Genomic DNA, 18,471 nt, shown 5'->3' with positions numbered 1-18,471 from the left:
CGGTCTCAGTCGGCCGCCCGGTCTCAGTCGGCCGCCCGGTCTCAGTCGGCCGCCCGGTCTCAGTCGGCCGCCTCGTCTCCCTCGGCCGTCCCGTCTCCCTCGCCCTCGTTGAGCCGCAGGCCCATCTCCAGCTCGAAGCTCTCGGCGTTGGAGGTCTCGAAGCCGATCTTCTTGTACAGCGAGACGGCCGCGCGGTTCCACCGCTCAACGGTGAGCCACACCTTCTCGACGCCCCGGTCCTGGCCGTGGCCGAGCAGGCCCTCGATGAGGTGGGTGCCGATCCCGGCGCGCTGATACTCCTGGTGGACGAAGATCGCCAGCTCGTAGGCGTCGCCGTCGGGCACCAGCGTCGCGTGGCCGGCGACCTCGTCGCCGCACCACGCGATCACGTTGTGGCAGTCCTCCGCAAGGATCGCGTCCAACCACTCCCGGATGCGCTTTTCCCCGCCGGGGGGGATCCCCTGCGCGCGGTCCGACGGGTCGAAGGAGTCGTACATCTCGACGAGCGATTCGTGGGCGGCCTCGCTGCCGTCGTACGGTCGGATCTCGACGGTCCGCTCCTCCCGATCGGTGAACCCCGTGGGAGGGACGGGGAGCGCGTCGACGGCGGCTTCCGGGTAGCCTCGGTCGCTCATCTGACCAGCGTGACCGTCGTCTTGGCGTTCAACAGGACGAACTCGGCGATCGATCCGATCGTGATCTTCCCCATCGGGCTCGTGTGCCCGCCGCCGAGGACGATCTCCTCGAACTCCTCCCGCTCGGCGAGCTCCACCAGCCGGCTCCCGGGGTCGCCCCCGACCCGCCTGACGTCGGCGTCGATCTCGGCCTCGTCGACCGCCTTCCGGGCGCGTTCCATCGCCTCGTCCGGGGCGACCGAGGAGTCCTCGTTGTCCACCACGGCGACCGTCAGGTCGTCGTTCGCGACCGTCGCCCGATCGACGGTCCGGTCGAGCGCGCGGAACGAGTCGTCGCTGCCGCCGATCCCGCAAAGCACCTTCATACGACCTATGTCCGCACGGCGGTACAAAAGTGGATCTCCGCGGGACGGGCCGGCGTCGCGCGCCCCGTCTCGCCGCCTCCAGCGACAACCCTTTTGTTCGGGCGTGAAGTCGATATCGACATGAACGATCAGCCCGGTCCCGCGTCGGACCGCGCCGACGAGGGCCCGGACCCCGACCGCGAGCCCCCGACCGACGGCGAGGGAGATCCGGGGGCCCTCGATGAGGCGTCGCCGCCGAGCGGCGACGACGGCGACACTGCCACCGACGGCGAGACGAGCGGCGACGACGGCGCGGATGCGACCGCCGACGCTGACCCCGACGTCCCCCCGGAGGTCCGCAAGTACGAGCGCTTCAAGAAGATGGACGGCGCCCGCTACGAGCGCGTCAACGACTTCCTGCGCGACCGGACGTACGTCACGGCCCGGGAGTGGGCGATCGCGCGGCTCTGCGCCGATTTCCGCACCGAGACCGGCGTCGAGATGACGAAGATCGGCGAGAACCTCCCGGAACTCGTCCCCTTCATGACCGACACCTACACGCCGCAGGCGGTCAACCAGGCGCGCTACTCCTTCGAGGAGAAGGTGACGAAGGCGGGCGCGACGTTCCTCTACGGGGCGATGTCCGGCTTCTTCACCGCCGAGGATTTAGACGAGATGATGTACGAGGTGACGGAGGTCGCGAAGTTCCTCCTCGAGGTCGAGGGCGTCGACCTCGCGGTCGCGGACGAACTGGAGGCGGAAGACAAGATCAGCGAGGTGATGCGCGAGGTGCGCGCCTCCTCGGCCGACCTCCGCGGCGAGGAGGTCCGGTGCCCCGAGTGCGGCCACGTCCACGAGCCGCCAGAGGAGTGACGATGGACCGGTTCCCAGAGGCTCTCGACGGCATCCCGGACGCGGTGCTGATCGTCGACGCCGAGGGGATCGTCCGCGCGGCCAACCGGCGCGTCGAGTCGGTGTTCGGGTACGCCCCCGACGACCTGGAGGGGAGAGCGTTCGAGACGCTGATCTTCGATCCCGACGGCGGCGCGGCCGGTCGCGAACTCCACCGGTACGTCGTCGACCCGGAGCCCCGCTCGATGTCCGCGAGCCTCGATCTGTTCGCGCGCCGCGCGGACGGCACGGACGTGCCCGTGACGCTCAGCCTCGGCCCGTTCGACCGCGACGGGGAGACGCACCTGGTCGTCACGCTCGTCGACGCCGAGGGCGGGGGCGCGCGTTTCGAGTTCCGCGGGGTCGAGGCGGCGGAGGCCGCCGAGGCCGCCGCCGAAGTCGCCGACGTTGATGGCGGCGCCGACGCCGGCGACGTCGACGACTGACCTCAGATCCCCTCGAAGGAGGGGAGGTGCCACGCGGAGACGCCGCCCTCGTCCACCACCACGTCGACGTTGGGGCCCCGGTCGGCGCTCGGGAGCCCGACGTCGATGCGGCCCTGTCCGGTGACGCCGTCGTCCTCCATGCTCGCGGTGACGCGGTAGCTCCCGCGGACGCCGGTGATCGCCAGCAGCTCGACCGCGCGCTCCGGGTCGAGCGCGACCCCCGTCGAGCAGACCAGGTCGTCGGCCCCGTCGCCGACCGACCGCGCGCCGTCGTCCTGTCGGTAGACCGTCCCGGCGTGTTGGGCGGTCGCGAACCGCTCGTCGCCCGAGCCGTGGTCGAACGTCGCGACGGCGTCGACGGCCACCTCGGTCGCGCCCTCCCCCGCGTGGCGGTTGTGCGCGCGGACCTCCTCGTAGTCGGCGACGTACGCCGCGACGGCCTCGGGCGTCGGCTCCGCGGGCCGCTCCGGGAGGTCGCGCTCGGCGACCCCGCCGTCCCCGAGCGAGGCGAGATCGGCGCAGCCGGCGAGCGCGCTCGCCGCGCCGCCCGCCCCGACGAGGAACGCGCGTCTGTCCATACACCTTCTTTGGATGACATCTTAAAAGCCCCCGGAGACACAAACGCGCGTTTGTGCGTCGCTCGGGGCGGGAGGGGCCGACGCTTATAAATCGAGCTCGTGGTGCGTCACCGCGTCGGCGCCGGCCGCGCCGTCGGCGTCCGCCCCGACGTCGAGAATCGCGACGCGGAAGGCGTCGTCCGCGCCGTCGACCGGGATCGGCAGCCCGCCGGGGTTCACTCGGACCGTGCCGTCGCGCTCCTCGACGCCGTGCGCGTGCGTGTGGCCGTGGAACACGTAGTCGTAGTCGCCGCAGTCCACGAGGGCGTCGACGACGACGCCGCTCGTCCCGTGGGTGACCGCGACGTTGACGGCGTCCGCCCCGCCCGCGCTCCCGCCGCCCGCTCCGCAGCCGAACGAGAGCGTCCCGGCCTCGCCGAGGTAAGTTCCGAACAACTCCACGGTCGACTGGACCGCCCACTCCCCGTCGTTGTTGCCGCGCACGGCGTAGAAGTCGACGCCGCCGTCGGGACCGTCGCCGACGCCGTCGAAGGGAGTCACGGAGAAGGGGGCGACGAAGTCGCCGCAGTGGACGACGGCGTCGACGCCCTCGCGGTCGAACAGCGCTACCGCCGCCTCGACGGCGGCGAGGTCGTCGTGGGTGTCGGAGACGATGCCGACGCGCATGCCCCGGCGGTCACGCTCGGGGCGAATAAATCCCGCGGCGTTCGGATACCGTAATATACCCGGCGACAGATGCCGGATCAACAGTTTTTGGTACTCTCATTCCGGATCGGGCTCCAATGGTGGATCACACCCGGACGTTGGACTTCAAGATCGCCTTCGCGATCGGGCTCGGGACGATGATCGCGGCGGGCATCTTCTCGCTGTCGGGCACGGCGGTCGCCGAGATCGGGAGCAGCGCCGTGATCGCCTTCGTCCTCGCGGCGGTCGTCGCGGGCCTGACTGCGGCGTCGTACTCCGAATTCGCGTCGATCTACTCCGAGAACGGCGGCGGCTACCTGTTCTCCTCGCGCACCTTCGAGCACGACACGCTGGTGTACGCCGTCGGCGCGATGCTGTTCTTGGGGTACACCGGGACGACTGCCTTCTACCTCGCGACGATGGACGAGTGGGTCGTCCGGTTCATCCTCCCGGAATCGCTTCACGTCCTCCCTCACGGGACCTCCGGCGTGCTCGCGGCCCTGCTGCTCGGCGCCCTCAACGCCAGGGGGACCGAGGAGAGCGGGACCTTCCAGCTGTTCGTGACGGGTGCGAAGGTGGCCGTCCTCCTGGCGTTCGTCGGCGGCGCCGTCGCGTTCCGCGGACCGGCCGTCGCCGCCGACAACTTCGCCGCCGGGTTCTCCGCCGACCCGGTCGGGATCGTGTCGATCGCCGCGCTGGCGTTCATCACCTTCTTCGGGTTCTCCGCGATCGCCGCGAGCGCCGGGGAGATCATCGAGCCCCGCCGGACGGTGCCGCTCGCGATCGGCGCGAGCATCCTCACGGTGACGGTCCTCTACGCGCTCGTCATCGTGTCGATGGTGAACTCGCCCGTCCCGGCCGAGATTATCGCCGAGGAGGGCGAAACCGCGATGGGCCGCGTCGCCGCTGGCTTCCTCGGCCCCGCGGGGCGATCGCTCATCGTCGCCGGCGCCATCTTCAGCATGGTGAGCGCCTCGAACGCGAGCATCCTCGCGGCCAGCGGGATCGGCTCGCTGATGGGCCGACAGGGGCAGGCCCCGCGGCCGTTCTCGCGGATCCACCGCCAGTACGGCACCCCGTTCTGGAGCGTCGCGAGTGCGACGGGGGTGATCGTCACGCTCATCGTCGTGTTCATCGGGCTCTTCCCGGCGGAGGGGGGCGTGGTCCCGTTCGACTTCACGGTGGCGCTGCCGGGGCTCGGGGCGATCACGTTCACGGAGCTCGGGCTGACGACGCTCACCGGGTTCGCGACGCTGAACCTGCTGTTGCCGCTCTCCGTGGTCAACATCGCGCTGATCTACTCCCGGCGCCGGTACTCGGACATCGATCGGGGGTTCCGGGTGCCGGGCGTCCCGCTGATCCCGGTCGTCGGGGTGATCGCGAACGTCGCGCTCATCACCAACCTCCCGGTCAAGGGCGTCCTCGTCGGTGGCCTCCTCATCGCCGGCATGCTCGCGGCGTACCTGATCTGGGGCGGCGAACCCGACATGGACGAGCTGTACGAGGAGGTCGCACCGCCAAGCGGGCACGCCGGTCGCGTCGAGGGAGAAGGAACGGTCGCGGAGGCCGAGACGACCGCGACCGACGCCGCGGCGGCCGACGCCGCCGCCGACGTGTCGGACGGTGCGACCGAGACGCCGGCCGAGGGCTCGTTCCGCATTCTCGTCCCGGTCGCGCGGCCGGAACGGGCCGTCCGGTACGCGCGACTGGCGGCGGCGATGGCCGAGTATCAGGAGGGCGAACCGTTCGTCGACGTGCTGACGGTCACGCAGATCCCCGAACAGACGCCGTACGAGGCGGTCGAGGAGATCACCCGCGGCCGGATCACGCGCATCCGGGAGCTGCTGGCAGCCGAGGACCTCGACGCCTCGTACGCGGTCGAGGGACACACTTGCCGAGACGTGGGGTTCGACATCGTTCAGACGGCCCGGGACAAGGAGTCGGAGCTCGTGGTGATGGGCTACCCCGAGGAGCACACCGAGGTCGCCGAACACGTCGAGTACAAGGCCCCGTGTGGCGTGCTGTTCGCGAGCGGCGTGCTGGACTCGGACGCCCTCGACGTGGTCAACATCGGAGCGGGCGGCGGCCCCCACCACATGGACCTACTCTCGCTCATCGACCGGATGGGCGAGCGGGACGCGGAAATCAACGTGATCAACATCACCCCGGAAGGCGGCGAGGGGCGCCCCGAGAACACCGAGGCGACGGTATCCGGGCTTCCGAACGCGTCGTCGGTCCGGATCCACAACATCACCGCGCAGACGATCGCCGACGGGCTGGTCGATCAGGCCCGCGAGAACGGCGGCATCCTCATCATTGGGGCCACCCGGACCCGTCGCCTCCGACGCCGCGTCTTCGGGAGCACCCCGGACAACGTCATCAAGCTCGCTCAGGGAAGCGGGGTTCCGGTGCTCGTGTACGCGAGTCCGCGCGGGGTGCAGGGTCCGATCGAGGAGTACGTCTACCCGGTCTACCGGTACCTCAAGGGGATTCGTCGCGGTCCGACCCGGGCCACCGAATCCAAGATTGAGGAGTAGATCGAACGGTCGCCACGGCGGCGCGTGGTTCGTGCCTGTCGCCCGCGAGCCCCGCGTGGTTCTTGTGGGTATATAAATAACCCGGCCACGGACCGCGTTCTCACGCCCTGTGGATCCGGTTTCCCACTTAAGTTATCGCTCCGTTCATGTTCGCCTATGACGAGAGACGGCGACAACACGGGTCGGCGCACTGGTTCCAGACGCGGGTTCCTCTCGGCGGCCGCGGCGCTCGGGACCGTCGGGCTCGCGGGCTGCGGCGCGCCGCGCGCCGGGAGCGCCGAGGGCGCGGAGAACTCGGCGAGCAGCGAGGCGGCGACCCAGCAGGTCGAGGAGTGGGTCGGGAGCGACGCCACCGGCGTGGAGACGGACCACCCGTACACGACGCCGCGGACGACCATCGACCTCGACGAGCGCGACGGGCAGATCACGGTGTCGACGACGCCGTGTCGCCACCAGCTGCTCGGCGACGAGTCCCAGGGCGGCCCCTGGGAGCTCCCCGAGGTCTGGGCGTGGCAGACGCCGGACACGGACCCCAGTGTCCCCGGCCCGCTCCTCCGGGTGACCGAGGGCACCGAGATGGAGATCACCTACGACAACTCGGAGCACAACCGGCCGCACACGTTCCACGTCCACGGGCTCTCGAAGAGCTGGATGGACGACGGCGTCCCGACGACGACCGGTCAGCAGGTCGCGCCAGGCGAGGAGCACACCTACGAGATCAGCGCGAACCAGCCCGGCACCCACATGTACCACTGTCACTACCAGACGCAGAACCACCTCGACATGGGGATGTACGGGATCCTCCGCGTCGATCCGGAGGGGTACGAGGCCCCCGACAAGGAGGCGTTCATGACGATCAAAGACTGGGACACGCGGCTGTCGGCCTCGATGGCCGGCGGCGACGTCGACTTCAGCCACCGCGACCGCAACCCGGACGCGTTCACCGTGAACGGTCGCTCCGCGCCGTACACCTTCCACCCCGAGCAGGGATCGCCGCTGATCGTCGAGGAGGGCGATTCGGTCCGGATCCACTACGTCAACGCCGGCTACGAGTCGCACGCGATGCACACCCACAACCACGGGTTCACCGTCGTCGAGAAGGACGGCGGCGTCATCCCCGAGGCCGCCCGGCACCGCGAGGACGTGATCCCCATCGCGCCCGCCGAGCGGAAGACGATCGAGTTCACCGCCAGCGCCGACCCCGGCGTGTACGCGCTCCACTGCCACAAGGTGAACCACGCGATGAACGGCGACACCTACCCCGGCGGGATGATCGGCGGGATGGCCTACGAGAGCGTCATGGACTCGGAGCAGTTCGCGTCCGTGATGGACCTGGCCGGCTACGAGGCCTGATCTAATCGCCCGCTCGAAGCGAGCGACCGGCCGCTCAGGCCGAGCCGACCCCGGCGGCGATCTCGCTCGACTCCGACTCGGTGCTCGGTCCGTCTCCCTCGTCGTCCTCGCGCTCGGCCTTCCGACGGTTACGAACGGTCAGTGCCGCGAACAGGGCGAGCCCGATGCCGCGGAGGGTCAGGTCGAGCAGGAGCGCGTTGACGGAGACGGTCACGCCGACGAGCCCGAGCGTGTCGAAGACGGACTCGGAGAGCAGGCCCGGCGCCATCAGCAGCAGCGAACTGAGGGCGAACGCGGCCCGGCCGGTGCGGCCGACGCGCGCGTACAGCGTTCCGATGACCGTCGCGCCGAGCGCGATCACGCCGAGGAAGACCCCGACGACGGGAACGATGATCTCGGGGATCGCGTAGGAGAGCTCGGCGAGGTCCTCGAACCCGATCACGCGGTACCGCTCGCGGAGCGGCAGCTCGGCTGCGTTCGGCTTCTCGCGCAGCAGGACGATCCCCGGCGCGAGCACGAACGCGAAGGGGACGATCGCCTTGTTCAGCGACAGCGAGAACGCCTTCACGCCGGTCTCGAAGGGGTCGGACTTGGCGACCCCGCTGGCGGCGTACGCCGCCACGGCCACCGGCGGCGTGATGTCGGCGATCACGCCGAAGTAGAGGATAAACAGGTGGGCGGCCAAAAGCGGGATGCCGAACTCCACGAGCGGCGTCGCGAGCATCGAGATGAGGATGATGTAGGTGACCGTCGTCGGCATCCCCATCCCGAGGATGATGCTCGACACCGCCGTCACGAGCAGCATGATCACGATCGAGCCGCCGGAGAGCGCCAACAGCAGCGAGGTCAGGTTGGGGCCGAGCCCGGAGACGCTGATGACGCCGGGAATGATCCCCGCGGCCGCGACCGCGACCACGACCGGGACCGCGGTGCGCGCGCCCTGCTCCATCGACGTGACCACGAAGGTGGCGAGCTTGAACGGCTGGCTGTCCTCCAGCTCTCGGCCGGTCCGGTCGCCGACCGTCTCGGCGGTGTCCCGGACCGAGGGGTTCAGGTCGAGCAGCGACGCGTCGAGGTCGGGCTTGGACAGCAGCGTGATCACTCCCGCGAGCATCGCGTACCACTCGATCCCTGCGAGCAGGGCGGTGGCGGCCTCGACGGGCGGGAGCCCCGCACCGCCGGCCCCGGTGACGAGGCCGACAACGTTCACGCCGGCCACCGCGTGGCTCGCCAGCTCGACGCCGACGATCGCCGCGAAGACGGCGAGGAGGCGGAGCCGCGCCTCCTCGCTGTACGCCGAGACGAGCGCGACCAGCCCGACGAGCGCCACGAGCGTGAACCACGCCGACCGGGAGACGGAGAGCCGCTCGATGATGAGGTAGTACAGGAGGAGCACGATCGGGACCAGGTAGAACCAGCCGCGCTTGAGGTGGTTCCAGAGGTCCACGGTGTCCGCGTCGGAGACGCCGCCGATCCCCGCCTCGACCGCCTTGAGGTGGACCATCACCCAGACGCCGAAGAAGAAGACGATCGCCGGAATCGTCGCGATAATGATGATGTCGGCGAACGGCGTCGCCGTGTACTGGACCATCAGGAAGGCGGCCGCCCCCATCACTGGTGGGAGGATCTGCCCCCCGGAGGACGCGGACGCCTCGACGGCGCCGGAGAACTCCGGCGAGTACCCCGACCGCTTCATCAGCGGGATCGTGAACGCGCCGGTCGTGACCGTGTTGGCGATCGACGACCCCGAGATGGTCCCCATGAACCCGCTGGCGAGGATGCTCGCCTTGGCCGGGCCGCCCTTGCGACCCCCGGTGAGCGCGTACGCCAGGTCGATGAACCACTGGCCGGCCCCGCTCATCTCGAGGAACGAGCCGAACAGGATGAAGATGTATATGAAGCTCACCGACACCGTCACCGGGATGCCGAACACCCCGTTCTCGGTGTTGTACCAGAGGTTCTGCACGATATCCGGCCAGGTGAGCTCCGGGATCGCGAGCAGCCCGAGGAAGGGGGTGCCCGAGCTGATGAGGTACCCCCAGCGGGCGTAGACGATGAACGTGGCGACGATGATCATCAGCGGCAGGCCGAGCGTCCGGCGGGTGGCCTCCAACACCAGCAGGACGCCGGTCACGCCCAGGATCATCGCGTAGGAGTACTCGCTCACGAAGGGGATGCCGCCGAGCAGCGGCTGGAGGAACGCGTACACCTCGGTGACCGGTCGGCCCGAGTCGACCCCGAAGACGCGCATGTTCTGGATCTCCGCGAACTCCGTCAGGAAGTAGAACGCCGACAGGAACGCCGCGACGATGAACACCAGATCCGCCGGAGTCACTCTGTCGCGGTCGGGGTCGAGGAACGCCCAGCGCAGCCCCGCGCGACCCCGTTCGAGCAGTCGCGTGACGGGGTTCGCCTCACCGAGGCGACGGGACGCCGCCGGCGCGACCCGACCGAGCGCCTGCGCGACGAACCCGTCGCCGGTGCTCACCGGGAACAGCAGGAACGTGAGCACGAGCGCGAAGGCGACGTGGATCGCGTTCGCCTGCAGGAGCTGGAGCGAGATCTGCCAGGGGGAGAGCGAAATCCCCGCGATCTTGACGGTCGGAAGCCAGACCGTGAACGTGAAGCTCCGTGCGGCGAGGAACAGCTGGAAGACCGAAAACGCGATCCCGATCACCGCGACCGCCACCGCGGCGGCCCCCCGCAGCGAGCGGCGGCGCTCGATCTCCTGTATCAGCTCGTCCGCCTCCTCGCGGGAGATCTCTTCGGGCGTTCCGTCGTCCGACGGATCGCCGGTACCCGGGCCGTCGCCTCTGGGCTCGTCGCCTTCGGGCCCGTCTTCTCCGGGGCCGTCTTCTCCGGGGCCGTCGCCTCCGGATTCGCGGTCGTTCGGGTCGTCGATACCGCCGTCTGTTCGATGGGTCTTGGTCATAGGATCATCTCGAGAAGCGACCGTCGTTCGATGTGCAATGTCACGTCGTTGCCGTCCGTTACCGCCACGAGGTCGTATCGCCGGTCGTCGACGATCAGCGTGTGGTCGGCGATCCGCCCCGGCGAGACGGAGAGCTCGTCGAGTACCGTGATCGGCTCATCAGGCTCGTACACGAACGTCCCATTCACGTTCGTGACGTTGACGCGCGCGGGAAGCCCCCAGCCGTAGGACTCGAACTCCATCCGCGTGTTCACGAGCGTCTCCCCGTCGACGCGGTACTCGTCGTACACCCGGGACTTCTCGACGCTGTGGGTGTACTCGAGCGCAACCGTGCTCCCGTCGTTCACCGGCTCCGCGACGTACCGTTCGCCCGTCTCGATGTCCTCGACGACGAGGGCGGTGCCGATCGGGGCGGTCACCGCGACGACGACGAAAGCGAGCACTCCGAGCGCGAGGATCGCGGCACCGACGTTCGGCTGAGAAAGGCGGCCCATGTCTTCGAGTGATTCCGTTGGTGTCGGGGTTGGACAGCTCGTGAGGCAGTTTAAATCGGGAACGACCGGCCCTCGGCGGCGCGGTCCCCCGCGGTCGACGGGGAGCGTCCCTCAGTGGAACCGATACGACTTGCCCGCGGCCCCGTACGAGCGGCCGATCCGCGTCGGGGCCGTCCCGGGGGCGTCTATGCGTCGAAGTAGGACGCCGCTCCCTCGTGCAGCTCGATGGACATCCCGTCCTGCGCGCTGTCGACGGTGATGAAGTCGGTCTTGATCGTGAGCTCGTCGAGGTTGTCGAAGATGGCGGCGGTGACCGTCTCGACGGTCTCGGCCGGCACCCCGGCGTTCGTGGCGATCATCGCCTGCACGGCGACGGTCTCGACGTCCTCCTCGACGCCGCTGTACGTGCCGCCGGGGATGGTGTCGTCCGCGAACCAGGAGGCGTCCTCTTTGACGGCCTCGCGGTTCTCGCCCGAAACCGGGACGATCTCGATGTCGTTCGTGTTCGCGAGGTCCTCGATCGCGCCGACCGGCCAGCCGCCGACGACGAAGGCCGCGTCGATGTCGCCGTTGGCGAGCTGTTCGGACGCCTGCGAGAAGCCGGCGTTCTGCTCGTTGTAGTCGGTGACCCCGATCGATTCCAGGATCTGCACCGCGTTGACCTGCGTCCCCGACCCGAGGTCGCCAGTGTTGATCGTCGCGCCGCTGAGGTCCCCGACGGAGGAGATATCGTTCTCCGCCAGCGTGACGAGCGTGATCGTCTCCGGGTACAGCGTCGCGACGCCCCGGAGGTTCTCGATCGCGTTGTCTTGGAAAGCGTCGATGCCCGTCCCGTTCTTCGCGAACGAGGCGATGTCGTTCTGGATCAGCGCGAAGTCGGCCGACCCGTCGGCGAGGCTGCCGACGTTCTCGACGCTCGCGCCCGTCGACTGGACGTTCAGCGAGAAGTCGGTGTTCGCCTCAACGATAGTCTTGACCTCGTTCGAGAGCGGGAAGTAGGTCCCGCCGGTCCCGCCCGCGTGCCAACTCAGACGGCTTTCGGTGTCGCCGCCGTCCGAACCGTCGCTCCCGTCGGAGCCGTCGGATCCGTCCGAACCGTCGCTCCCGTCGGAGCCGTCGGATCCGTCCGAACCGTCGCTCCCGTCGGAGCCGTCGGATCCGTCCGAACCGTCGCTCCCGTCGGAGCCGTCGGATCCGTCCGAACCGTCGCCGCCGTCTCCCGAACAGCCCGCGAGGCCGATCAGGCCAGTGGCTGCTGTTCCTTTAAGAATCTTTACGACGGTCGATGCTGTCGATGTTGTAATCGTCCGGCATAGTTTTGTAATTCGATTTCCACCTTATATATCTGTTGGTTGAAACCAACCGAAAAGAGATCCGTTTAAATACCCCGTTCATCCGATACCGGCTTTTTCTGCCGATAACACTCTCGATCTCGTCTCGAGACTGACGGGTCCGGGGGAGTCGTGAGGTCGGAAGAGTTGTCTCGGCCGCCGTTTCAGGCCTGTTCCGCGCCGTAGACGACGTTGACGCTGACGCGCACGCTCACGTCGCCGGTCTCGATCCCGGTCGCGGCGTCGCCCCCGCCGGCGTCCCCGGCCATCGCGGCCTCGGTGACGCGGTACGGCGTCACCCCGCCGTCCGCGGTGGAGACGCTGTACGCGCCGGTGACCTCGAGCCCGCTGGCGTTCGCGAGCACGGCCGCGTCGTCGCCGGCGTTCGCCATCGCGTTCTCGATCGCCGCCGCGCGCACCTCGTTTTCGCGCCCCTCGCTCAGCCCGAACTCGATCCGGCGCACCTCGTCGGCGCCCGCGTCGATCGCGACGTCCACGACCTCGCCGACCGCGTCCACGTCGTCGATCGTGACCTGGTAGCTGTGGACGCCCCGGTACCTCGTCCGGTTCGGGTTCTCCCGCGTCTCGTAGGACTCGCGGACGTCGTAGCGCTCGGTCCGGACGTCGTCCTCGCCGAGTCCCCAGTCGGTCAGCGCCGCTCTGAGCGACTCGTCCCCGGCGGAGAGCTCGTCGCGGACCGCCGCCGAGTCGTCGCCGGTCGCGGTCACCGCCACCGTGATCGTGGCGCGGTCCGGCTCGGCCGTTGCCTCGCCGCCCGCGGTCACCTCGATGCTCCTGTCGAGCGCCGGTCCCTCTCCCGAGGCGGCGTTCGCGCCGGCCCCGGCGTCGCCGGCCGAACCGGCGAGCCCCGCACAGCCCGCCAGCGCGACGAGCAGCACGAGCCCGGCCGCAGTCGCCAGTTTTCGGTCCATACGCGACCCGTCGCTCGGGACTCACAATAAGTCGCCGGTGAGACAAAGAGCCGTTTGCGCTATCGGACGGGCCGACGGGCGCCCGCGACACTACGGCGAATCGTCGTCGGTGTCGTCGTCGGTGTCGCCGGTGTCGTCGTCCGGGTCGCCGGTGTCGTCGTCCGGGTCGTCGGTGTCGTCGGTGTCGTCGTCCGGGTCGTCGGTGTCGTCGTCCGGGTCGTCGTGATCGGTGACGATCGACTGCTCCGACGGGGGCTCATCTCCCTCGTCGTCGCCGTCGGCTTCACCGTCGGCCGGATCGTTGTGATCGGTTATCACCGTCGAGTCGGCGTCGGCATCCCTCTCGCCGGACGCCTCCCTCTCGTCGTCCGACCCGCTGACCGCGAGGGGCGCGGGACCGGAGTCGTCGGGCCCGGTGAGTTCCGCCCCCCGCGACGCGTCGGGGTTGCGCTCGACGCCACCGCTCGGCGGGCCGCTGACCCGCCGCCCCGAGCCGAACAGCCGCTCGCGGATCGAGCGGCTGCTGGGGCGCTCGGCGAGCAGCACCGAGCAGTCCACGTCGTGGATCACGTCCAGGTGCAGCGAGTCCGAGACCAGCCGGGAGAGGAGCCCCTTCTCCGTGGCGCCGATGATGACGAGGGTGTTGTCCGCGGCCTCGCGGGCGATGGCGCTCTCGACGTCGCCGCCCTCGTCGATGACCCGGTTCGCGTCGGCGAGGCGGTTTTCGCTCGCCCAGCCGGCGAGGAACTTTTCGCCCCCCTCGCGCTCCTCCGGGCCGTCCACGACGTGCAGCAGCGTCACCTCGGCGCCGGCGGTCCGCGAGAGCACGCTCGCGACCTCGGCGCCGAGCGCCGAGTCCGGGCCCCCGGAGGTCGGGATGAGCACCTTCGAGGTGTCGAGCTCCCGCTGGTTCAAGATGAGGAAGTCGCAGGGGAGCTGGTTCGTGAGCTCGTCGACCGGGCGCTCCGCGCGGGCGGCGTTCCACAGCTGGTCCTCGCCCCAGCCCATCAGCACGGCCTCCGGCCGGGTCCGACGAGCCATCTTGAACACCTCCTCGAACGAGCGGTGCGAGACGACGGTCGACGTCGAGACGTCGACGCCGTACCCCTCGGCGGCCTCGCGGAGCCCCGTCATCCCCGCCTCGGAGACGTCGGCGATCCGGCCCGCGCCGGCCGACAGCGACATGCGCTCCGGCGCCTGCACGACGTGGACGATGTGGACGAGGCCGTCCTCGTGGTCGCTGGCGATCCGGCTCGCGAGCTCGACGATCTCGACGTCGGTCCGCGGGTTCGTGATCGGGACCATGATCCGGTACCCCTCGTTGGCGAACAGCGTCGCCTCCGTGGCGTCCAGGATGGGGACGTACGAGCGCCCCGCGGCCCGGCCGAGCACCCACTCGGGCACCGTCAGCCGGCGGGTCACCCCCTCGAAGCGCGCCTCCTCGAGCCGCTCCTCGCTGGTCTGGAAGTAGTTCACCAGCGTCACGAGTACCACCCCGCCGATGGTGTTCCCAAGCAGCACCGGGAGGACGAAGCCGCCGAGCCCGCCGACGAGGGTGACCCCGCCGTCGTACAGGCCGAGCTGCTGTGCGAACAGCAGGTACAGCACCTCGGTGAACGAGACCACGACGTGGTAGAGGTTCCCGAGCGGGATCGCGAGGAACGCGAGGTAGACGACGAGTAGGCGGGTGACGGAGTTCGTGGAGGCGAAGCCGACCCAGACGACGCCGGCGACGATGAGCCCGGCCATCGCGGCCTTGAAAAAGAGGGGCCAGAAGCCGACGTCGAGCCCGCCGGCCGAGATGTATATCGCGGCGTCGACCGTGTCGCCGGTGAAGACGCCGCCGTACGAGAGCACGACCGCCCCGAACGTGCCCCCGGTGAAGTTCCCCGCGAGCACGATGGTCCAGTGGCGCAGCAGGGTCGGCAGGCTGGCGAGCCGCTCCAGGGTCAGCGCGACCGGCGGGAGCGTGTTCTCAGTGTACAGCTGGTAGCCGCCGATGATGATGTAGACGAACCCGAGCGGGTACAGCAGGACGCTCAGGACGGGGTGGCCGTCGGTCGACGCCGTCAGGGAGGCGTACAGCATGAAGGTGATCGTGATCGCCAGCCCCGCGGCGACGCCGCTGAAGAACAGCTCGCGCCCGCCGGAGGTCACCTCCTCGTCCGCGGCCGCGATGATCCGCTGGAACACCTCGTCCGACGAGAAGCGGTCCCGGACCGCTTCGCCGACCGCCGGCGCCCCGCTCTGCGAGCGCTCCACGACCTCGCGTATCGAATCGTCGTCGGGCCGTGTCGAATCGGTCACTGTGCTATGGCTCTGGGGCCGCGTTAAAAAGTACTTTCAATTCCGTCATCTGCGACGAAAACCGCAGATACGGAGCTTCTGTGGGGGTACTGGCGGTCTGCTCTCACCGCCGTCACCGGCCCGATCGTCCGCCCGTCAGCCGGGCGCATTCGACCGTCGTCAGGCGCGGCTGACCGCCACGAGCCGCACCTCGACCTGCACGTCCTCGCCGATCGCCGTCCCGATCCGTCGGTCGAGGGCCCGGGCGACCTCCTCCGCGCTGACGCCCGGAGGCGCCCCGACGGTGACCACCACGCGTTCGGTATCGAGGGGGGGCAGCGTCCCCCCGCGCTCGACCTCAAGCTCGATCAGCTCCGTCCCCGAGTCCATCGCGTCCAGCTCGTCGCCGACGGCGGTCCGGATGTCGGCCTCGGTCGTCGAGGCGACGTACGAGTCGTAGGTGACGCCGCCGAGGAACACCGACAGCACCGCGATGGCGGCGACGAGCACCGCGACGCGTTTGAGGAACGCCGCGCGCGCCTCGTCCTCGCGGAACCACCGCTGGGGTCGGTACCCCTCATACCACAGCATCACCAGCGCGGAGAGGTTGATCGAGAGGACGTTCACCGCGACGATCACGCCCGCGCCGATCACGAGCCGGGGGATCTGGAAGGCGATCCCGATGCCGACGGCGGCCGCCGGCGGGATGAGCGCCACCGCGATCATCACGCCCACCAGCGCCGCGGAGACGCCGGTCATCAGCGAGACGATTCCGGCGATCCCCGCGCCGATCGCCACGACGAGTACTAAGACGTTCGGCGCGAGCCGTTCGGAGACCTCGGCGAGCGCGAGCGGGTCGATCCCGGGCGGCACCAGCGCGAGGCTCCGGACCGCGAACGCGAACAGCGTCGCGGCCCCGATCGCGACCACGACCCCGATCACCTGCATCCGCACGCCGCGCCGGAACATCTCCTCGTCGTCGACGACGGTCCCGACCGCGGCCGACATCGCGGGGCCGATCAGGGGGGCGATCACCATCGATCCCACGACGGTCGCCGGCGAGTCGAGCAGGAGGCCGGCGGTGGCGATCACCGCCGATATCACCGTCATCAGCACGTAGGTCCCGAGCCCGGAGGCGAGGCCGTCGGCCTTCGCCTGGAGCTCCTCGCGGGAGATCCGGTTGCCGCCGCGCTCGGACTCCTCGGTGTACTCCTCTTCGAGGGCCTCGAACCGGCGGGAGATGACCGTCTCGGCGGCGACGATGACGGTGTAGGTGCTCTCGTCGATCCCGGCCTCGCGGAGCCGTTCGAGTACGGGCTCGACGGCGGCGACCGGGAGCGGGAACATCGCGACCGCGGTGTACTCGCGCCCGCTCGTCTCGTCGGTGACGACGTAGTCCACGCCCTCCTCGTCGAGCGCGCGGACCACCGCAGCGCGCTTCCCCGCCGGGATCATGACCTGTACGAGTCGCACGGTGAGTGATTTCGCCGCCGATTCTTATAACAGGCGGTGGGGATCTCGGGCGGACCGGCTCCTCCTCGTCGGTCTCGCGAGAAACGGAACTTTAATGCGCGAATCCCTCGGACCTTCGGACAAGAATGCTCTCGCCGCTGGCCATCGACACGTTCCTGCTCGATTACCATCTCGGGCACGTCATACTGCTCGGGTTCATCGTCTCGCTGCTCGGAGCCGCGCCGCTGAAGTCCCAGCGCGTGATCGCCTCCGTCTTCGGCGGCTTCGGGCTGATATTCCTCGTCGCGCCGTACACGACGATGTCCAAGCTGTACGTCCTCGCCGGGATCCCGATGATCCTCATCGGCACGCTGCTGTGGACGATGGGCGACAGCTGACCGGCGCGCGCGACCCCTCTTCGTTCTTCTCGCTCTTCTCGCTCTCACCGCTCGCTCCGCTCTCGACTCCCCAGCGACGCGACCGCGTTCGGCTCGCCGTCTCCCTCCGTCGCCCTTCGATCCCGCTCCTTTTTGCACCCCGGGCGACACTCCCCGCCATGGTCACGGTACGGGCACCCGCCACGAGCGCGAACCTCGGCAGCGGGTTCGACGTGTTCGGGGCGGCTCTCACGCGACCGGCGGACGTCGTCACCGTCGAGAAGGCGGCGGAGACGACGATCGAGGTCACGGGGGCCGGCGCGCAGTACATCCCGGAGGACCCCGAGAAGAACACGGTCGGCGCGGTCGTCGACGCCCTCGACGCGCCCGCGCGGATCCACATCGACAAGGGGGTTCGCCCGGCCTCCGGACTCGGCTCCTCGGCCGCCAGCGCCGCGGGCGCCGCGGTCGCGCTCAACCGGCTGTACGACCGCGGGCGCTCCCGCTCCGAGCTGGTCCCGATCGCGGCCGAGGGGGAGGCGGTCGTCTCCGGCGTCGCCCACTCGGACAACGTCGCGCCCTCGATCCTCGGTGGGTTCACGGTGACGACGAGCGAGGCGACCCACGCGGTCGACGCCGCCGTCCCCCTCGTCGTCTGTCTGCCGGACGTCGCCGTCTCTACGCGGGACGCGCGCCGGGTCGTCCCCGACACCGCCTCGATGGACGACCTCGTCGAGACGGTCGGCAACGCGGCCACCCTCGCGGTCGGGATGTGCCGCTCCGACCCCGACCTCGTCGGTGCCGGGATGAACGACCCCGTCGTCACCCCCGAACGCGCCCGCCTGATCACGGGGTACGACGAGGTGCGCGTGGCCGCCTTCGAGGCCGGCGCCTCGGGCGTCACCGTCAGCGGCGCCGGCCCCGCGATCATCGCCGTCTGCCGCGAGGACCGCCGGCGGGGGGTCGCCGCCGCGATGCTCGACGCCTTCTCCGAGGCCGGCATCGACGCTCGCGCCTATCAGACGAAAATCGGGAAGGGATCGACGGTACTGGAGGAATAGGGACGGAGCGAGTGACGAAGGGCTGCATGACAGTTCTTTATAAATAGATGCGGTGGCGCGCGCCTCCGAGCGACCGCCCTCGGCGGTCGCGAGGTGCGCGTGCGAGGTCGCCGGCGCGTAGCGCCGGCTGCCAGAGGG

16 protein-coding genes are annotated in these 18,471 nt (G+C 69.7%); 6 read left to right on the top strand and 10 right to left on the bottom strand.

The genetic code is table 11. The annotated features are described in order from the left end of the window. Positions 1 to 59 precede the first annotated feature (59 nt). The gene (locus N5096_RS14490) at positions 60 to 635 is read right to left on the bottom strand and encodes a GNAT family N-acetyltransferase (protein ID WP_267665518.1); all 576 of its coding nucleotides are present in this window, start codon (positions 633 to 635) and stop codon (positions 60 to 62) included. Next, positions 632 to 1,000 (bottom strand): universal stress protein, encoded by a 369-nt coding sequence (locus N5096_RS14485; RefSeq protein ID WP_267665517.1) that lies wholly within the window; start codon positions 998 to 1,000, stop codon positions 632 to 634. The genes N5096_RS14490 and N5096_RS14485 overlap by 4 nt, the downstream gene beginning before the upstream one ends. A gap of 120 nt (positions 1,001 to 1,120) precedes the next feature. On the opposite strand from N5096_RS14485, the gene N5096_RS14480 reads away from it, so the two are divergent. Beyond that, positions 1,121 to 1,852: a DUF5806 family protein gene (locus N5096_RS14480; protein WP_267665516.1), complete on the top strand. Its 732-nt coding sequence runs from the start codon at positions 1,121 to 1,123 to the stop codon at positions 1,850 to 1,852. A 2-nt stretch (positions 1,853 to 1,854) separates the two neighbouring features. Further along, positions 1,855 to 2,316 carry a PAS domain S-box protein gene (locus N5096_RS14475; protein ID WP_267665515.1) on the top strand — a complete coding sequence of 154 codons (462 nt, stop codon included), beginning with the start codon at positions 1,855 to 1,857 and terminating at the stop codon, positions 2,314 to 2,316. A 2-nt stretch (positions 2,317 to 2,318) separates the two neighbouring features. On the opposite strand, the gene N5096_RS14470 is transcribed toward N5096_RS14475, so the two are convergent. Both N5096_RS14470 and N5096_RS14465 read right to left on the bottom strand, forming a co-directional pair. Further along, positions 2,319 to 2,894, bottom strand: coding sequence for a hypothetical protein (locus tag N5096_RS14470; protein WP_267665514.1), 576 nt, complete (start codon positions 2,892 to 2,894; stop codon positions 2,319 to 2,321). A gap of 84 nt (positions 2,895 to 2,978) precedes the next feature. After that, positions 2,979 to 3,560: a YfcE family phosphodiesterase gene (locus N5096_RS14465; RefSeq protein ID WP_267665513.1), complete on the bottom strand. Its 582-nt coding sequence runs from the start codon at positions 3,558 to 3,560 to the stop codon at positions 2,979 to 2,981. A 116-nt stretch (positions 3,561 to 3,676) separates the two neighbouring features. Here N5096_RS14465 and N5096_RS14460 point away from each other — a divergent pair, with 116 nt between their 5' ends. Further along, positions 3,677 to 6,115 carry an amino acid permease gene (locus tag N5096_RS14460; RefSeq protein WP_267665512.1) on the top strand — a complete coding sequence of 813 codons (2,439 nt, stop codon included), beginning with the start codon at positions 3,677 to 3,679 and terminating at the stop codon, positions 6,113 to 6,115. Positions 6,116 to 6,271: 156 nt separating this feature from the next. Continuing rightward, a complete protein-coding gene (locus tag N5096_RS14455; protein WP_267665511.1) occupies positions 6,272 to 7,468 on the top strand; it encodes a multicopper oxidase domain-containing protein in 1,197 nt (398 codons plus the stop codon). A 34-nt stretch (positions 7,469 to 7,502) separates the two neighbouring features. On the opposite strand, the gene N5096_RS14450 is transcribed toward N5096_RS14455, so the two are convergent. The 6 genes from N5096_RS14450 to N5096_RS14425 form a co-directional block, all read right to left on the bottom strand. Beyond that, positions 7,503 to 10,400: a TRAP transporter permease gene (locus N5096_RS14450; protein ID WP_267665510.1), complete on the bottom strand. Its 2,898-nt coding sequence runs from the start codon at positions 10,398 to 10,400 to the stop codon at positions 7,503 to 7,505. Further along, positions 10,397 to 10,894 (bottom strand): DUF1850 domain-containing protein, encoded by a 498-nt coding sequence (locus N5096_RS14445; RefSeq protein WP_267665509.1) that lies wholly within the window; start codon positions 10,892 to 10,894, stop codon positions 10,397 to 10,399. Before N5096_RS14445 ends, N5096_RS14450 begins: the two co-directional genes overlap by 4 nt. A gap of 185 nt (positions 10,895 to 11,079) precedes the next feature. Continuing rightward, positions 11,080 to 12,138 carry a TAXI family TRAP transporter solute-binding subunit gene (locus N5096_RS14440; protein ID WP_303655011.1) on the bottom strand — a complete coding sequence of 353 codons (1,059 nt, stop codon included), beginning with the start codon at positions 12,136 to 12,138 and terminating at the stop codon, positions 11,080 to 11,082. Between the two features lie 251 nt (positions 12,139 to 12,389). After that, entirely contained in the window at positions 12,390 to 13,157 is a 768-nt protein-coding gene (locus N5096_RS14435; protein ID WP_267665508.1) for an SIMPL domain-containing protein, read from the bottom strand. A 90-nt stretch (positions 13,158 to 13,247) separates the two neighbouring features. Beyond that, positions 13,248 to 15,464 carry a formate/nitrite transporter family protein gene (locus N5096_RS14430; RefSeq protein WP_267665507.1) on the bottom strand — a complete coding sequence of 739 codons (2,217 nt, stop codon included), beginning with the start codon at positions 15,462 to 15,464 and terminating at the stop codon, positions 13,248 to 13,250. Positions 15,465 to 15,623: 159 nt separating this feature from the next. After that, positions 15,624 to 16,898 carry a TIGR00341 family protein gene (locus N5096_RS14425; protein ID WP_267665535.1) on the bottom strand — a complete coding sequence of 425 codons (1,275 nt, stop codon included), beginning with the start codon at positions 16,896 to 16,898 and terminating at the stop codon, positions 15,624 to 15,626. A gap of 143 nt (positions 16,899 to 17,041) precedes the next feature. Between N5096_RS14425 and N5096_RS14420 the strand changes: the two genes are divergently transcribed. After that, the gene (locus N5096_RS14420) at positions 17,042 to 17,293 is read left to right on the top strand and encodes a DUF8006 family protein (protein ID WP_267665506.1); all 252 of its coding nucleotides are present in this window, start codon (positions 17,042 to 17,044) and stop codon (positions 17,291 to 17,293) included. 158 nt (positions 17,294 to 17,451) lie between these two features. Continuing rightward, positions 17,452 to 18,333: a homoserine kinase gene (locus N5096_RS14415; RefSeq protein WP_267665505.1), complete on the top strand. Its 882-nt coding sequence runs from the start codon at positions 17,452 to 17,454 to the stop codon at positions 18,331 to 18,333. Positions 18,334 to 18,471: the final 138 nt, after the last annotated feature.

This window comes from Halorubrum yunnanense (assembly GCF_026586675.1).
Taxonomy (GTDB): domain Archaea; phylum Halobacteriota; class Halobacteria; order Halobacteriales; family Haloferacaceae; genus Halorubrum; species Halorubrum yunnanense.
The sequence above is the reverse complement of the archived record's forward strand: the minus strand, read 5'-3'. Positions and strand labels throughout refer to the sequence as shown.

Coding starts and splice junctions, on each gene's coding strand:
- N5096_RS14460 (WP_267665512.1), top strand. CDS start 3,677: ATGGTGGATCACACCCGGACGTTGGACTTCAAGATCGCCTTCGCGATC.
- N5096_RS14435 (WP_267665508.1), bottom strand. CDS start 13,157: ATGGACCGAAAACTGGCGACTGCGGCCGGGCTCGTGCTGCTCGTCGCG.
- N5096_RS14450 (WP_267665510.1), bottom strand. CDS start 10,400: ATGACCAAGACCCATCGAACAGACGGCGGTATCGACGACCCGAACGAC.
- N5096_RS14455 (WP_267665511.1), top strand. CDS start 6,272: ATGACGAGAGACGGCGACAACACGGGTCGGCGCACTGGTTCCAGACGC.
- N5096_RS14490 (WP_267665518.1), bottom strand. CDS start 635: ATGAGCGACCGAGGCTACCCGGAAGCCGCCGTCGACGCGCTCCCCGTC.
- N5096_RS14475 (WP_267665515.1), top strand. CDS start 1,855: ATGGACCGGTTCCCAGAGGCTCTCGACGGCATCCCGGACGCGGTGCTG.
- N5096_RS14485 (WP_267665517.1), bottom strand. CDS start 1,000: ATGAAGGTGCTTTGCGGGATCGGCGGCAGCGACGACTCGTTCCGCGCG.
- N5096_RS14420 (WP_267665506.1), top strand. CDS start 17,042: ATGCTCTCGCCGCTGGCCATCGACACGTTCCTGCTCGATTACCATCTC.
- N5096_RS14465 (WP_267665513.1), bottom strand. CDS start 3,560: ATGCGCGTCGGCATCGTCTCCGACACCCACGACGACCTCGCCGCCGTC.
- N5096_RS14445 (WP_267665509.1), bottom strand. CDS start 10,894: ATGGGCCGCCTTTCTCAGCCGAACGTCGGTGCCGCGATCCTCGCGCTC.
- N5096_RS14425 (WP_267665535.1), bottom strand. CDS start 16,898: ATGATCCCGGCGGGGAAGCGCGCTGCGGTGGTCCGCGCGCTCGACGAG.
- N5096_RS14415 (WP_267665505.1), top strand. CDS start 17,452: ATGGTCACGGTACGGGCACCCGCCACGAGCGCGAACCTCGGCAGCGGG.
- N5096_RS14470 (WP_267665514.1), bottom strand. CDS start 2,894: ATGGACAGACGCGCGTTCCTCGTCGGGGCGGGCGGCGCGGCGAGCGCG.
- N5096_RS14480 (WP_267665516.1), top strand. CDS start 1,121: ATGAACGATCAGCCCGGTCCCGCGTCGGACCGCGCCGACGAGGGCCCG.